This window comes from Klebsiella sp. A-Nf5 (assembly GCF_002810545.1).
Classification (GTDB): domain Bacteria; phylum Pseudomonadota; class Gammaproteobacteria; order Enterobacterales; family Enterobacteriaceae; genus Klebsiella; species Klebsiella variicola.
This window is the reverse complement of the sequence record NZ_PIOG01000063.1, coordinates 12,689-28,005: the sequence shown is the minus strand read 5'-3', so window position 1 is coordinate 28,005 and position 15,317 is coordinate 12,689. Positions and strand designations below refer to the sequence as shown.

The 15,317-nt window shown below is 55.2% G+C and carries 16 protein-coding genes and 7 tRNA genes; 2 read left to right on the top strand and 21 right to left on the bottom strand.

The window, feature by feature from the left end; all coding sequences use genetic code 11:
* Positions 1-738: 3-deoxy-7-phosphoheptulonate synthase AroG (gene aroG / locus CWM53_RS07045; protein WP_100750743.1), on the bottom strand; the 738-nt coding region annotated here is incomplete at its 3' end.
* 316 nt (positions 739-1,054) lie between these two features.
* Here aroG and CWM53_RS07040 point away from each other — a divergent pair.
* Positions 1,055-1,432, top strand: coding sequence for a YbgS-like family protein (locus tag CWM53_RS07040; protein ID WP_012542423.1), 378 nt, complete (start codon positions 1,055-1,057; stop codon positions 1,430-1,432).
* 117 nt (positions 1,433-1,549) lie between these two features.
* The gene (gene zitB, locus CWM53_RS07035) at positions 1,550-2,494 is read left to right on the top strand and encodes a CDF family zinc transporter ZitB (RefSeq protein WP_074386509.1); all 945 of its coding nucleotides are present in this window, start codon (positions 1,550-1,552) and stop codon (positions 2,492-2,494) included.
* Here zitB and pnuC read toward each other — a convergent pair.
* The 20 genes from pnuC to cydA form a co-directional block, all read right to left on the bottom strand.
* Entirely contained in the window at positions 2,491-3,210 is a 720-nt protein-coding gene (gene pnuC / locus CWM53_RS07030) for a nicotinamide riboside transporter PnuC (protein ID WP_008805696.1), read from the bottom strand. The genes zitB and pnuC overlap by 4 nt on opposite strands.
* Before the next feature lie 35 nt (positions 3,211-3,245).
* On the bottom strand, positions 3,246-4,289 hold the full coding sequence (gene nadA, locus CWM53_RS07025; protein WP_074386618.1) for a quinolinate synthase NadA: 1,044 nt from the start codon (positions 4,287-4,289) through the stop codon (positions 3,246-3,248).
* Positions 4,290-4,583: 294 nt separating this feature from the next.
* A tRNA-Lys gene (locus CWM53_RS07020) sits at positions 4,584-4,659 on the bottom strand.
* 133 nt (positions 4,660-4,792) lie between these two features.
* Positions 4,793-4,868 (bottom strand) — tRNA-Lys (locus CWM53_RS07015).
* A gap of 146 nt (positions 4,869-5,014) precedes the next feature.
* Positions 5,015-5,090 (bottom strand) — tRNA-Lys (locus CWM53_RS07010).
* Between the two features lie 3 nt (positions 5,091-5,093).
* A tRNA-Val gene (locus tag CWM53_RS07005) sits at positions 5,094-5,169 on the bottom strand.
* A 79-nt stretch (positions 5,170-5,248) separates the two neighbouring features.
* Positions 5,249-5,324: transfer RNA gene (locus CWM53_RS07000), tRNA-Lys, on the bottom strand.
* A gap of 2 nt (positions 5,325-5,326) precedes the next feature.
* Positions 5,327-5,402: transfer RNA gene (locus CWM53_RS06995), tRNA-Val, on the bottom strand.
* Positions 5,403-5,527: 125 nt separating this feature from the next.
* A tRNA-Lys gene (locus tag CWM53_RS06990) sits at positions 5,528-5,603 on the bottom strand.
* A 161-nt stretch (positions 5,604-5,764) separates the two neighbouring features.
* On the bottom strand, positions 5,765-6,565 hold the full coding sequence (cpoB, locus tag CWM53_RS06985; protein ID WP_061155305.1) for a cell division protein CpoB: 801 nt from the start codon (positions 6,563-6,565) through the stop codon (positions 5,765-5,767).
* A gap of 9 nt (positions 6,566-6,574) precedes the next feature.
* The gene (gene pal, locus CWM53_RS06980) at positions 6,575-7,099 is read right to left on the bottom strand and encodes a peptidoglycan-associated lipoprotein Pal (protein WP_002895068.1); all 525 of its coding nucleotides are present in this window, start codon (positions 7,097-7,099) and stop codon (positions 6,575-6,577) included.
* Positions 7,100-7,133: 34 nt separating this feature from the next.
* On the bottom strand, positions 7,134-8,426 hold the full coding sequence (gene tolB / locus CWM53_RS06975; RefSeq protein WP_023288877.1) for a Tol-Pal system beta propeller repeat protein TolB: 1,293 nt from the start codon (positions 8,424-8,426) through the stop codon (positions 7,134-7,136).
* A 129-nt stretch (positions 8,427-8,555) separates the two neighbouring features.
* Positions 8,556-9,896 carry a cell envelope integrity protein TolA gene (gene tolA / locus CWM53_RS06970; RefSeq protein ID WP_100729330.1) on the bottom strand — a complete coding sequence of 447 codons (1,341 nt, stop codon included), beginning with the start codon at positions 9,894-9,896 and terminating at the stop codon, positions 8,556-8,558.
* Between the two features lie 99 nt (positions 9,897-9,995).
* Positions 9,996-10,424 carry a colicin uptake protein TolR gene (gene tolR / locus CWM53_RS06965; RefSeq protein ID WP_002895061.1) on the bottom strand — a complete coding sequence of 143 codons (429 nt, stop codon included), beginning with the start codon at positions 10,422-10,424 and terminating at the stop codon, positions 9,996-9,998.
* A gap of 3 nt (positions 10,425-10,427) precedes the next feature.
* Positions 10,428-11,120: a Tol-Pal system protein TolQ gene (gene tolQ, locus CWM53_RS06960; protein WP_074386511.1), complete on the bottom strand. Its 693-nt coding sequence runs from the start codon at positions 11,118-11,120 to the stop codon at positions 10,428-10,430.
* Positions 11,117-11,521, bottom strand: a complete 405-nt coding sequence (gene ybgC / locus CWM53_RS06955) for a tol-pal system-associated acyl-CoA thioesterase (protein ID WP_002895056.1) — start codon at positions 11,519-11,521, stop codon at positions 11,117-11,119. Before ybgC ends, tolQ begins: the two co-directional genes overlap by 4 nt.
* A 149-nt stretch (positions 11,522-11,670) precedes the next feature.
* Complete coding sequence (ybgE, locus tag CWM53_RS06950; protein ID WP_100697836.1) at positions 11,671-11,955, bottom strand: cyd operon protein YbgE; 285 nt, start codon at positions 11,953-11,955, stop codon at positions 11,671-11,673.
* A 130-nt stretch (positions 11,956-12,085) separates the two neighbouring features.
* Positions 12,086-12,199: a cytochrome bd-I oxidase subunit CydX gene (gene cydX / locus CWM53_RS06940; protein ID WP_004100325.1), complete on the bottom strand. Its 114-nt coding sequence runs from the start codon at positions 12,197-12,199 to the stop codon at positions 12,086-12,088.
* A gap of 15 nt (positions 12,200-12,214) precedes the next feature.
* Positions 12,215-13,354, bottom strand: a complete 1,140-nt coding sequence (cydB, locus tag CWM53_RS06935; RefSeq protein WP_008805690.1) for a cytochrome d ubiquinol oxidase subunit II — start codon at positions 13,352-13,354, stop codon at positions 12,215-12,217.
* A 15-nt stretch (positions 13,355-13,369) separates the two neighbouring features.
* Positions 13,370-14,938: a cytochrome ubiquinol oxidase subunit I gene (gene cydA, locus CWM53_RS06930; RefSeq protein WP_061155310.1), complete on the bottom strand. Its 1,569-nt coding sequence runs from the start codon at positions 14,936-14,938 to the stop codon at positions 13,370-13,372.
* Positions 14,939-15,317 lie beyond the last annotated feature (379 nt).

Here is a 15,317-nt window from a genome sequence, read left to right as displayed (position 1 = left end):
CACGTGCTTCGCGCTGTAGTTCGGCTCTTTGCCGCCGCGCAGAATAATATGGCAGTCGCCGTTACCGCTGGTATTGACGATAGCGGAGTGGCCCCACTTGGTGACCGACAGGAAACAATGCGGTGCGCCAGCGGCGTTAATCGCGTCGATAGCCACCTTGATGGTGCCATCGGTACCATTCTTAAAGCCTACCGGGCAGGAGAGTCCGGAGGCGAGCTCACGGTGAACCTGGGATTCGGTGGTACGCGCCCCAATGGCGCCCCAGCTCATCAGATCGGCGACATACTGCGGGGTGATCATGTCGAGGAATTCCCCCGCCGCCGGCAGGCCGCTGTCGTTAATGTCCAGCAGCAGTTTGCGCGCGATGCGCAACCCGTCGTTGATGCGGAAGCTGTTATCCATATGGGGATCGTTGATAAGCCCTTTCCAGCCGACGGTGGTGCGCGGCTTTTCAAAATAGACCCGCATGACGATCTCGAGCTCGCCCTTCAGCGCCTCGCGCAGGGGCAGCAGACGGGAAGCGTACTCTTTCGCCGCTGCCGGATCGTGAATCGAACAGGGCCCAATCACCACCAGCAGACGGTCATCGTCGCCCTTGAGGATCTGATGGATCGCTTTGCGAGCATGTGCAACGGTGTTTGCAGCATTTTCGGTAGCAGGGAATTTTTCCAGGAGCGCAACGGGAGGTAATAATTCGTTGATCTCTTTAATACGTAAATCGTCGTTCTGATAATTCATCTTCTTTCCAGCGTTGCCATACTTATTCAATGAAATGCAATCCCTCCAATCTATCTCTTCGCCGAAAAAGTGTAAACGTGATTTTACAGTAGTGATGGAATAATCCTGGAAATAGGCAAAAATACGCCATAAAGTAGCGAAACCAGGCTCATGTACTACAATAATTAACTGTTAAAGCTAATTAAGCCTTACGTTTCAGGATTATATAGTGACACTGCGATCATCTGCGGAGTCTTTAACCATAGCGAGTCAGATCCCTGGCACACTCACCGCGGGAAGCGCATTTCCCCCCTTCCCGGCTTAACAGGAGTATCCGATGAATATGAAAAAACTGACGACCCTTTTGCTCACCGCCACCTTAGGTCTTGCCAGCGGCGCGGCCCTGGCGGCAGACACTGGCGCACAGTCCAACAATGGCCAGGCTAACTCTTCCGCGGATGCCGGTCAGGTGGCGCCAGATGCCCGTGAGAACGTGGCGCCAAACAATGTGGACAATAACCAGATCAATTCCGGCTCTGGCGGCACCATGCTCCATCCTGACGGCTCGACGATGAGCCAGGACAATATGTCGAGCGATGAAGTGCATAAAAACTCGATGTGTAAAGATGGCCGCTGTCCAGACACCGGTAAGAAACTGGACAATGGCGGCAGCATGAACCACGACAACAGCAAAACCGACGGCACCACCCAGTAAGTATGCGGTGGGCACAAACAGAGAAAAGGCGAGCACAGCTCGCCTTTTCTCTGTTTGTTATCGACCTCTGTTTATGATGTCATAGAATAATAATGATAACTATCAAGGGACGACACGATGGCCCACCCGCATTCGCACTCTCCTGCTCAGGCTCCGGACAGCAGTAACGCTCGCCGGCTGCTGTGGGCATTTATCGTCACCGCCGGTTTTATGTTGATTGAAGCCGTCGGCGGCGCGATCTCCGGTTCGCTGGCCCTGCTGGCGGATGCTGGCCATATGCTCACCGATTCCGCCGCCCTGCTGTTTGCGCTGCTGGCGGTTCGCTTCGCCAGCCGCCCACCGAATACCCGCCATACCTTTGGCTGGTTGCGTTTGACCACCCTGGCGGCGTTTCTCAATGCCATTGCCCTGGTGGTGATTACCATTTTGATTGTCTGGGAGGCCATTCAGCGCTTCCAGCATCCGCAGCCGGTGGCTGGCGTGACGATGATGGTGATTGCGGTCGCCGGCCTGCTGGCTAACGTGCTGGCCTTCTGGATCCTGCATCGGGGGAGTGAAGAGCAGAATCTCAACGTGCGCGCTGCGGCGCTACACGTGCTGGGCGACCTGCTGGGCTCAGTCGGCGCGATCGTGGCAGCCGTGGTGATCCTCACCACCGGCTGGACGCCTGTCGACCCGATTCTTTCCGTGCTGGTTTCCTGCCTGGTATTACGTAGCGCCTGGCGGCTGCTAAAGGAGAGTCTGAATGAACTGCTGGAAGGCGCGCCGCGTTCGCTGGACGTCGCGGCCCTGCAGCGGGATATTCGCCGCTCTATCCCGGAGGTACGCGATGTTCACCACGTCCACGTCTGGCTGGTGGGGGAAAAACCGGTGATGACGCTGCATGTTCAGGTGGTCCCGCCGCACGATCATGATGCGTTACTCAACCGCATCCTGCATTTCCTGGAACAAAAATATGAAATTGAGCATGCCACGGTGCAGATGGAGTACCAGCCCTGCAGCGGCCCGGAGTGCCATCTCAACACGATGCACGCCGGGCACGATCATCACCACCACCATTAGCCAGAAAACGCGTGAGAACCTCGCTCACGCGCGCTGTTTATCCACATCCGGCTGCCGTTCAGCGCAATGAACGTCAGCAAGAGATATTCCAGGGACATGGCATAGACGCCCTGGCGGGCAAAAATCACCACGCTTATCACGTTGACGATTACCCACAGCAGCCAGTTCTCAACATACTTGCGGGTCATTAAGATCATCGCCACCACCGACAGCACTGTCATGCAAGAGTCCCAGAACGGGAAGGCATCCGGCTGCAGCACCGGCATGGAGACCTGCAGACCCAGCGCTTGCATCAGGCTGACCGCGATCCGCGTCAGGAAAGCAAAGAACGGGTTGATAAACAGGGTCAGCAAGCCGATCGCCACTACGCAGGCCGCTAGCCAACCCAGGGCTTTGCTACGGGGTAACCAGCGGATCTGCAGTTCAGCCTCATGGTTGCTGCTTTGCCGCGACCAGGCATACCAGCCGTAAACGTTAGCGGCAAAGAAGAACAGCTGCAGCAGCAGGCTGGCGTACAGCTGGATCTGAAAGAAGATGATGGCGAACAGCGTGACGTTGACCAGCCCGAAAGCATAGTTACTGATCTTCTCCAGGCTCGCCAGCCAGATGCACAGCAGCCCGGCGATGGTCCCCACGGCCTCTATCCAGGAGAGATCGTACCCCCCGGCGCCGATGGGTATATGTACTAAGATATTCTGCGTGCTAAAAAAATCCATTTCATCCCCTCAGCGTCTTGCGACGCGACAATACGTTATCCCCGTAGTGTAGCCGCAAAATCCAGCATCCGGTTAAGCGGAATCAATGCCCCGGTGCGCAGCGCTTCGTCGACGTGGATTTCGTGTTCAGCACCGCCCTGTTCGAGTCCCTCGGCAATGGCTTTCAGGCCGTTCATCGCCATCCACGGGCAGTGCGCGCAGCTGCGGCAGGTCGCCCCTTCGCCGGCGGTGGGCGCTTCCAGCAGCGTTTTCTCCGGTACCGCCTGCTGCATTTTATAGAAGATACCGCGATCGGTCGCCACGATCAGCTGACGCTGGGGCAAGCTTTTCGCCGCCGCAATCAGCTGGCTGGTGGAGCCCACGGCATCCGCCATCTCGACAATCGCCTGCGGCGACTCAGGATGGACCAGTACAGCAGCTTCAGGATAGAGGGCCTTCATACGCGTCAGTGCCTGGGTTTTAAACTCATCGTGCACGATGCATGCCCCCTGCCAGCACAGCACGTCTGCGCCGGTCTGACGCTGGACATAGCGGCCAAGATGGCGGTCCGGCGCCCAGAGGATCTTTTGACCCAGGCTGTCCAGATGCTCAATCAGTTCCACGGCGATACTGGAGGTAACCACCCAGTCGGCGCGGGCCTTCACCGCGGCGGACGTATTGGCATAAACCACCACGGTGCGATCGGGATGGGCATCGCAGAAGGCGTTGAATTCCTCAATCGGACAGCCTAGATCCAGCGAACACTCCGCGTTCAGGGTCGGCATCAGAATGGTCTTTTCCGGGCTGAGGATTTTGGCGGTTTCCCCCATAAATCGCACCCCGGCGACCAGCAGCGTGGAGGCCGAATGACGGGCGCCAAAACGCGCCATCTCCAGCGAGTCGGCGATACAGCCGCCGGTTTCTTCCGCCAGCTGTTGAATTTCAGGATCGGTGTAGTAATGCGCCACCATCACGGCGTCGCGCTCGCGCAGCAGGCGCTTGATTTTTTCGCGATAAAACTGCTTTTCGTCGACGGTCAGCGGCTGTGGTTTCGCTGGGAAAGGATAAATCGCCGTTTCAGGATCAAACATTACGCTCATCATGCAATCTCGTTTTACTGGCTTAACTCTAAGACCGTCAGTATGGCCTGTCTGCGCCTTAATACGGTCATGGTGTTTTATATGCTAAACAAGATAGCGGATTACGCGCAAAAAGTCGTGATGAATTTTGTACATCCGTCCGTATTCCGGGGACGATGGTGCGCATCTGCCCGAGCGACCGGTTCGTACCCTGGGTAGCCACGGTAAGCGCAACGTGACCGTGGAGTTATGCTGAAGTCGAATTTTGACGTATTGCGGATAGCAAAAAGGCGCCTTTAGGGCGCCTTTTTACATTGGTGGGTCGTGCAGGATTCGAACCTGCGACCAATTGATTAAAAGTCAACTGCTCTACCAACTGAGCTAACGACCCCTTGCGGGATTTTGCTACTGTAATCATTCAGGATGGTGGGTCGTGCAGGATGACTCGGCTTCGCCTCGCCCTACGGGCCGTTGCTGTCGCAACGTTATCCTTCACGTTCAACATCTAAGTTAAATGCTGAAACTGGTGGGTCGTGCAGGATTCGAACCTGCGACCAATTGATTAAAAGTCAACTGCTCTACCAACTGAGCTAACGACCCGCTCTGGTATTACCTGAATAATTTCACTCGACACCAATATTGAAATTGGTGGGTCGTGCAGGATGACTCGGCTTCGCCTCGCCCTACGGGCCGTTGCTGACGCAACGTTATCCTTCACGTTCAACATCTGAGTTAAATGCTGAAATTGGTGGGTCGTGCAGGATTCGAACCTGCGACCAATTGATTAAAAGTCAACTGCTCTACCAACTGAGCTAACGACCCGAGTGGTGGGTGATGACGGGATCGAACCGCCGACCCCCTCCTTGTAAGGGAGGTGCTCTCCCAGCTGAGCTAATCACCCGAAACTGCGCTGGATACTACCGATACTGCGTCCACCGACCCCATCATTCACGTTTAACACCGATGTTCGATGTTAAAGATGGTGGGTCGTGCAGGATTCGAACCTGCGACCAATTGATTAAAAGTCAACTGCTCTACCAACTGAGCTAACGACCCGGTGGTGGGTGATGACGGGATCGAACCGCCGACCCCCTCCTTGTAAGGGAGGTGCTCTCCCAGCTGAGCTAATCACCCGATACTACGCTGGATACTGCTAAATGGTGGGTCGTGCAGGATGACTCGGCTTCGCCTCGCCCTATGGGCCGTTGCTGTCGCAACGTTATCCTTCACGTTTTACTATCGCGTTCCACCAGAACGATTGGTGGGTCGTGCAGGATTCGAACCTGCGACCAATTGATTAAAAGTCAACTGCTCTACCAACTGAGCTAACGACCCACTCTGGCATCGCTTTGGGCTTGTTTGATATCCCTTGGCAACGGCGGCATATATTACTGATTTCAGAATTCAGCGCAACTAAAATTTCGATAAAGATCACTTAACTGCTGGTGATTCAGGCGACAAGACCAGAAATAACGCGATTTCTGGTCATGCCGTAATCAACCAAGAGCATTGAGACGTTTTTGCGCTTGTTTTGCACCGTCGGTGCCGGGGAATTTACTGATCACTTGCTGGTAAACCGCTTTCGCTTTTGCGGTATCACCTTTGTCCTGCATGATCACGCCGACCTTAAACATGGCGTCGGGCGCTTTAGGCGATTTCGGGTAGTTCTTCACCACCGAGGCGAAGTAAAACGCCGCATCGTCTTTTTTCCCCTTGTTGTAGTTCAACTGTCCGAGCCAGTAGTTGGCGTTCGGCTGATAAGTTGAATCCGGGTACTTTTTAACGAAGTTCTGAAACGCCACCATGGCGTCATCCTGGCGTGAAGCATCCTTCACCAGGGCAACCGCCGCATTGTAATCGGTGTTCGCATCGCCCGTCATCGCCGGGGCGCCTGACGAGGCCGCTGGCGCTGCGCTGGTGGCAGCCGCGCTCTGATCGCCAGAAGACGACGGAGCCTGCGCACCTGATGCTGCCGCTGCGCCGCCACCGCTGCTCAGACTGTCTATCTGCAGCAGAATCTGCTTCTGGCGCTCAACGATCTGATTCAACTGATACTGGTTCTCCTGGATCTGGCCACGGAGAGAATCAATGTCAGTCTGGTTATCAGAGAGTTGTTGCTGGAGTTGGGTTAAAAGCTGGCTGTGAGCATTGGAAATACGCTCGAGTTGAGTGACGCGGTCTTCGACCGAGCCTGAGCCGACACTACTGATTGGCGCCTGAGCAAAAGCGGCCCAGGGGGCCGCTATGCCAACCAGTAACGACAGACTCAATAAATGATGTCTGAAGTTACTGCTCATGCAATTCTCTTAGTAAACCAGTACGGCGCGACGGTTTTTGGCATATGCCGCTTCGTCATGACCCAGTACTGCTGGTTTTTCTTTACCGTAAGAAACGATGGAGATCTGATCGGCAGAAACACCTTTGCCCTGCAGATACATCTTAACGGCGTTAGCACGACGCTCACCCAGAGCGATGTTGTATTCCGGTGTACCGCGCTCATCCGCGTGACCTTCTACAGTCACTTTGTAGGACGGGTTGCTACGCAGGAAGTTAGCGTGCGCGTCCAGCATGGCAGCGAAGTCAGAACGGATATCGTACTTGTCCAGATCGAAGTAAACGATGTTGTTCTGCTGCAGCTGCTGCATCTGCAGACGAGCTTGCTCTTCAGAAGACATGTTGCCGCCGTTACCGTTAGCGTCCATACCAGTGCCGGCACCCAACATGCCTTCACCGCTCTGGTCGTTGCTGGCGTTCTTGTTAGAAGAACATGCCGCGATTGCCATAACCGGCAGAGCGATCATCAGCCCTTTCAGCACTTTGTTCAGTTGCATTTCTTTGATTCCTTTAATAATCAATTATTTATTATTACAGATACGGCGACCAGGCAGGTGATTTTACCTGTCCATCAGTTGCCGGAAGACGCGCTTTGAAACGCCCATCTGTAGAAACCAGATTCAGCACGGATCCCATCCCCTGAGAAGAGCTGTAGATTACCATAGTGCCGTTAGGTGCCAGACTTGGCGTTTCGTCTAAAAACGTTGATGACAGAACCTGTACACCACCCGCTTCCAGATCTTGTTTGGCAATGTGCTGCTGACCGCCGGCCGAGCTGACCATTACCATCGTTTTACCATCTGCGCTCACGTCGGCGTCCTGGTTCTGTGAACCTTCCCAGGTGATACGCTGCGGCGTGCCGCCATTGATGTTGACTTTATACACCTGCGGACGACCGGCCTGGTCAGAGGTGAAGGCCAGGTTCTGGCTGTCCGGGAACCAGCTAGGTTCGGTGTTGTTGCTGCGACCGTTAGTCACCTGACGAATCTGACCCGAGCCCAGATCCATCACGTACAGGTTCAGGCTACCGGTTTTCGACAGTGCGAAGGCCAGTTTAGAACCATCCGGTGAGAACGCCGGCGCGCCGTTATGCTGCGGGAAGGAGGCGATCTGACGCACAGCGCCGTTCGCCAGGGTCTGCACCACCAGCGCAGAACGTCCGCTTTCAAAGGTCACGTAAGCCAGTTTAGAACCGTCCGGAGACCAGGCCGGGGACATCAGCGGCTGGGAGGAACGGTGAACCACGAACTGGTTGTAGCCATCATAATCGGAGACGCGCAGCTCGTACGGGAACTGACCACCGTTGGTCTGCACCACGTAGGCAATACGAGTACGGAATGCGCCTTTAATACCGGTCAGCTTTTCAAATACCGCGTCACTGGCAGTATGCGCCGCATAGCGCAGATACTGTTTAGTGACTTTGAAAGAGCCTTGTGCCAGCGTTGTGCCCGGCGCGCCGCCGGTATCCACCAGCTGATACGCCACCTGATAAGAACCATCCGGGTTTGAGGTGACCTGACCGACGACCACGGCGTCAATACCCAGCGCAGACCAGGCAGCAGGCTGCACTTCCTGGGCACTGGTCGGCTGCTGCGGCAGACGCGAGCGATCCAGCGGGTTGAATTTACCGCTGTTGCGCAGGTCAGCTGCCACGATACCGCCGACATCTTCAGGCGCAGCCCCCTGGCCAGCCCACTGGAACGGTACCACGCCGATAGGGCGTGCCGAGTCCACCCCCTGGGTGATCTCGATACGTACTTCTGCGTGCAGCACCGCTGCCCACAGCATTAAAAAACCAAATGCTACTCGTAATGCCTGCTTCATCATATCTCCCTTATCCGGGCGGAAAGCCCACGATAATTTAGCAGAATGTTAACAAACTCAAATACACAAAACTACCAAAACCCTGTGACTACGATAGATTGTTTTCCCCGATTATTCGGGGAAAAATCATTACAGTTTAAAGTCTAGTGTGGCATTTTTTATTTTCTCATAAACAGCCTGACTTGGCGGTTTAGGAATAGTCGCCGTTTTGGCTGCCGTTAAAGCTGCCTGACACAGAGCAGGGTCGCCGCCTTCGGACGTTATGTCCTTTAACGTACCATCAGCAGCCAGGTTAATATGCAATACGCAACGCTTGCCTTGATAGAGGCTTGCATCATACAAGCGGCTTTGAATCGCCATTTGTATTTGCTTCGCATAGGAACTGATATCGGCTCCCGTAGCGCCACCGTTGGCACCAGAGGTTCCGCTATCTTTCGCTGGCTGACCACTGCCTTTGGCCCCACCGCCTGTCTTAGGCGCATTCTTACCCGAACTCAGATCGCCGAGCAGGTCATCAACGCCGTCCGCTTCTTTCGCAGCGGCCGCTTTCTTCGCTGCTGCAGCTTTTGCTGCTGCCGCTTTGGCCGCTTTATCGGCAGCTGCCTTCTCAGCCGCAGCCGCTTTGGCTGCCGCCGCTTTTTCAGCTGCGGCGGCTTTCTCGGCGGCGGCCTTCTCTGCGGCCGCTTTTTGGGCGGCGGCTTTCTCAGCGGCTTTTTCGGCGGCTTTTTCTGCAGCCGCTTTTTCAGCCGCGGCTTGCTTGGCCGCTTCCTGCTGGGCCTTCTTCTCTGCTTCCTGCTGCGCTTTCTTCGCCGCTGCCGCTTCCGCTTTCTTCTGCGCCTCTGCTGCGGCTTTCGCCGCTTCGGCTTCCGCCTGTTTCTTCGCATCGGCTGCCGCTTTCGCGGCGGCGGCATCGGCCTGTTTCTTCGCGTCAGCGGCGGCTTTAGCCGCTGCCAGCTCAGCCGCTTTTGCCTGGGCATCCGCCTTCGCTTTTGCGTCGGCAGCCGCTTTGGCTGCTGCTTCCTGCGCTTCTTTAGCCTGCGCATCCGCTTTGGCTTTCGCCGCCGCGGCGGCCTTGGCAGCCGCTTCCTCAGCCTGCTTCTGCTGTTCCTTCGCTTCTTTCGCCGCTTCCTGCGCCTGCAGTCGCTCCTGTTCGAGCTGTTTCAGCCGTTCCTGTTCCGCCGCCTGTTTCTCACGTAACTCTTCCGCCTGCTGCTGCGCCTGTTTTTCACGCTGTTCAGCGGCGCGACGTGCGCTGGCCTGCTGCTGTTGCTGACGGTTATAGTTATTTACCACCGCCCCCGGATCGACCATGACGGCATCAATGGACGATCCCCCGCCGCCGCCGGTAGAGGCATCCAGATGCTCGTCAAACGAACTCCAGATCAGCAGCGCGATCAGAATGATGTGCAGCGCGACTGAAATGATGATCGCTCGTTTAAGCTTGTCGTTTTGTTCGGTTGCCTTTGACACTATCGGTTCCCAAAAACTGTTCGCCTGTACCCGCGATACGCACCGACGGCGAGCGATACTCGCCGCCGAACGCCGCGCGGACGCACATACCTGAAGCGATTAAATAGGTTTGGTCATCAAGCCGACCGATTTAACCCCTGCACTATGCAACAGGTTCAGCGCTTTAATAATTTCATCGTAAGGGACGTCTTTCGCACCGCCGATCAGGAACACCGTTTTCTCATTGGCTTCAAGACGTCGCTTCGCTTCGGCAATCACCTGCTCCGGCGGCAGCTGGGACAGCGTCTCCTGCCCCACTTTCACGCTGTACTGCCCTACCCCGGAGACTTCTACAATCACCGGCGGATCGTCATTGCTTTTCACCGCTTGCGATTCCGTGGCGTCCGGCAGATCGACTTCCACGCTCTGCGTAATGATCGGCGCCGTTGCCATAAAGATCAGCAACAGCACCAACAGGACATCCAGCAGCGGAACGATGTTGATCTCGGACTTCAGTTCGCGACGTCCGCGTCCACGTGCTCTGGCCATGGCTTACCCCTTATTGCTTTCGCTGGTGGTAAAGGCCTGACGGTGCAGAATGGCGGTGAACTCTTCCATAAAGTTGTCGTAGTTCAGTTCCAGTTTGTTCACGCGCTGGTTCAGGCGGTTATACGCCATGACCGCCGGGATAGCAGCGAACAGACCGATCGCGGTGGCGATCAGCGCTTCGGCGATACCCGGTGCCACCATCTGCAGGGTGGCCTGCTTCACCGCGCCAAGGGCGATAAAAGCGTGCATGATCCCCCAGACGGTACCAAACAGACCGATATACGGGCTGATGGAACCTACGGTGCCGAGGAACGGGATATGCGTCTCCAGCGTTTCCAGTTCGCGGTTCATCGAAATACGCATCGCGCGCGATGCCCCTTCGACAATCGCTTCCGGCGCATGGCTGTTGGCCCGATGCAGGCGCGCAAACTCTTTGAAGCCGCTGTAGAAGATTTGTTCCGAACCGGTCAGATTATCGCGACGCCCCTGGCTCTCCTGATACAAGCGGGACAGTTCGATCCCGGACCAGAATTTGTCCTCGAACGCTTCAGCTTCACGCACGGCCGAGTTGAGGATACGCGTTCTCTGAATAATGATAGCCCAGGAAGCGATAGAAAAACCAATCAAAATCAACATGATAAGTTTAACCAGAAGGCTCGCCTTCAGGAACAAATCAAGGATATTCATGTCAGTCACTGCTTAAACTCCGCGACAATAGACTTGGGAAGCGCACGTGGCTTCATTAAGAGTGGATCAACGCACACAATGAGAACCTCAGCTTCGTTTAACACTGTATTCTCGGCGTTGACGATTCGCTGCGTGAAAACCAAAGAGGTGCCGCGCATCGAGGTAATTTCCGTCTGGACTTCGAGCATGTCGTCGAGTCTGGCGGGGGCAAAATACTCCAGCGTCATTTTGCGAACCACGAAGGCAACGCGTTCAGCCAACAGAACCTGTTGACTAAAGTGATGGTGGCGCAGCATCTCTGTGCGTGCTCTTTCATAAAAAGCGACGTAACTGGCGTGGTAAACCACACCACCGGCGTCGGTATCTTCGTAGTAGACCCGAACCGGCCATCGAAACAGCGTTGTATTCACTTTACATCCCGGTAATGCAAAAAAAGGTTAGAGCTTTCAAACTTCGCTACTATACGCGCGGGAAAGGTGGTTTGGAATGGGGGAAAGTAAACGGGGCGTAAATTTTTATGGGCTTATGCAAGCCCATACCATTAACAGAGATCTCTTATTCAAAAGAAGAAAAAGAAGAGACCTAAAGCGAGCACAATATCAGCGATAAGCGGACAGAAAATCCCCTGCCAGTGAACGGCACGCGGACGGAAGCCCACGCCGTGAATAACGCCGCTGCAAACCGCCCACATCAGCAAGAAACCATGCCAGATTTCCAGCTCGCTGGTCTTCGCCGCAAAGCGCGACGGATCCCAGAAAATGCAGCCTGCCAGCAGCAGCGCCATCAATAAGGAAAGCGCCCTTAACGAGCGCTTGTCCATTATCGCATACATATACTTTATCATTCACGTCGCCTCTTTGTTGGCTACGTCTGCTTACCCCAGTCACTTACTGGTGTAAGCTCCTGGGGATTCACAGACTTGCCGCCTCGATGCAACCCGAATGATTTCGTATATCGCATCACGATAATACTCATCAGTGTTCTTCTTTACCTGCTTTGGTGGCTTCCACGTGCTCAAGCGCCAGCGCGGTAATCACCCCAAAGGCACAGGCAAGAAGCGTTCCCAAAATCCATGCGAAGTACCACATATATAGCTCCTTACCTTAGTACAGCGAGTGGGTGTTCTTTTCGATGTCTTCGCGCGTAATGCGGCCGAACATCTTCCAGTAACACCAGCTGGTGTAGGCCAGAATGATCGGCACGAAGACAATCGCCACGTAGGTCATCAGGTTCAGCGTCCGCTGGCTGGAAGTCGCGTCCCACATCGTCAGGCTGGCGTTCAGCATGGTGCTGGACGGCATGATGAACGGGAACATCGCAATACCGGCGGTCAGAATGATGCAGGCCAGGGTCAGCGAGGAGAACAGGAATGCCCACGCGCCTTTATCCGCTTTAGTCGAGACGACGGTCAGCAGCGGCAGCACCACGCCCAGGGCAGGAACGGCCCACAGCGCTGGCATGTTATTAAAGTTCACCATCCATGCGCCGGCTTCACGCACCACTTCTTTAGTCAGCGGGTTAGACGGGCCGCTATGATCCATTACCGATTTGACCACATAGCCGTCGATGCCGTAGTAGACCCACACGCCCGCCAGCGCGAAGCAGACCAGCGTCACCAGCGCCGCCACCGTGGAAACGGTGCGGGTACGCAGGTGCAGTTCGCCGACGGTACGCATCTGCAGGTAGGTGGCGCCCTGGGTCAGGATCATCGCCACGCTGACGATACCGGCCAGCAGACCAAACGGATTCAGCAGCTGGAAGAAGTTACCGGTATAGAACAGACGCAGGTATTCATCGACGTGGAACGGCACGCCCTGCAACAGGTTGCCGAAGGCCACGCCAATCACCAGCGGCGGCACGAAGCTACCGATGAAGATGCCCCAGTCCCACATGTTGCGCCAGCGGGTGTCCTCGATCTTGGAACGGTAGTCAAAACCTACCGGACGGAAGAACAGCGAGGCCAGTACCAGAATCATCGCCACATAGAAGCCAGAGAACGCCGCGGCGTAAACCATCGGCCACGCCGCGAACAGCGCGCCGCCGGCGGTGATGAGCCACACCTGGTTACCGTCCCAGTGCGGGGCGATGGCGTTGATCATAATCCGACGCTCGGTGTCGTTACGGCCGAGGAAACGGGTGAGCATGCCCACCCCCATGTCGAACCCGTCGGCGACAGCGAAGCCAATCAGCAGAATGCCAATCAGCAGCCACCAGATAAAACGCAATACTTCATAATCGATCATTTGACGACTCCTGTCTTAGCGTGCCGACTGAATAGCCGCAGAGGACTGTTCAAAGTGATAGCGGCCGGTTTTCAGGCTGCTAGGTCCTTTGCGGGCAAACTTGAACATCAGGAACAGTTCAGCCACCAGGAACAGCGTGTACAGACCGCAGATCAGCAACATTGAGAAGATCAGATCGCCCGCGGTCAGCGACGAGTTGGCCACCGCCGTCGGCAGGACCTCACCAATCGCCCACGGCTGACGGCCATATTCGGCAACAAACCAGCCTGACTCCACGGCAATCCACGGCAGCGGCAGGCCAAAGAACGCGGCGCGCAGCAGCCATTTTTTCTCGCCAATGCGGTTACGAATCACGCTCCAGAAGGAGGCGCCGATAATCAACAGCATCAGGATGCCGCACGCCACCATGATACGGAAGGCGAAGTACAGCGGGGCGACGCTTGGAATAGAGTCCTTGGTCGCTTTGGCGATCTGCTCTTCCGTGGCGTCAGCAACGTTCGGAGTATAGCGCTTCAGCAACAGGCCATAGCCGAGGTCTTTCTTCACGCTGTTGAACTGGTCGCGAATGGCCTGGTCGGTCGAACCGGCGCGCAGCTGCTCCAGCAGCGCGTACGCTTTCATCCCGTTACGGATACGCTCTTCGTGCTGAACCATCAGATCCTTCAGGCCGATAACCGGCTTATCCACCGAGCGGGTGGCGATGATGCCCAGCGCGTAAGGGATTTGGATCGCGAAGTGGTTGGTCTGCGCATTCTGATCGGGAATACCAAACAGGGTAAAGGCAGCCGGCGCAGGCTGGGTTTCCCACTCTGCTTCGATAGCCGCCAGTTTGGTTTTCTGCACGTCACCCATTTCGTAACCGGATTCGTCACCCAGCACAATAACGGAGAGGATCGCTGCCATACCGAAGCTGGCGGCGATGGCAAAGGAGCGCTTAGCAAAGGCAAAGTCGCGGCCTTTCAGCATATACCAGGAGCTGATGGCCAGGATGAACATCGCGCCGGTGACATAACCAGACGCCACGGTGTGCACGAACTTCACCTGGGCGACCGGGTTGAGCACCAGTTCAGAGAAGCTGACCATCTCCATACGCATGGTTTCGAAGTTGAAGTCCGATGCGATAGGGTTCTGCATCCAGCCGTTGGCGACAAGGATCCACAGCGCGGAGAGGTTGGAGCCCAGCGCGACCAGCCAGGTGACCGCCATGTGCTGAACTTTACCCAGACGATCCCAACCGAAGAAGAACAGACCTACAAAGGTGGATTCGAGGAAGAAGGCCATCAGACCTTCAATGGCCAGCGGCGCACCGAAGATATCGCCCACGTAGTGTGAGTAATACGACCAGTTAGTCCCGAACTGGAACTCCATGGTCAGACCGGTCGCCACACCCAGCGCAAAGTTGATACCAAACAACTTGCCCCAGAACTTGGTCATATCTTTATAAATCTGTTTGCCGGAAAGGACGTAAACCGTTTCCATGATGGCCAGCAGGAACGCCATACCGAGCGTTAGCGGCACAAAAAGGAAGTGGTACATCGCGGTCAAGGCAAACTGTAAGCGCGACAGTTCGACTATATCTAACATCATGACTCCTTGCTCATCGCATGAAGACTCCGAAAATGAACCGAGAAGCTCTGGTTCATACGCATGCCCCAATACAAATGTTATTTGTTGCCCGTCCGCAGCACGTTTCAACTGAAAGTGAAGCCACGCCACGATAAGGTTACAAATACGTTAACGAAAACCCAATTGATTCCCCAATATATTACGCCGCAATAACCTTACAATAAATATGTTTTTATTGTTCCAGTTTTACATTTTTCGACGGTGATCAATATATAGCGAAGATGGCCGGTTTAGGCCAATTTGACTTGCGACAATTTAACGTTTTTTGAAGGATTTTTCCAAGCATTAAGCATTGATATAAATCAATTTTTACTCTACGTGTTAATTATGTAGCTCA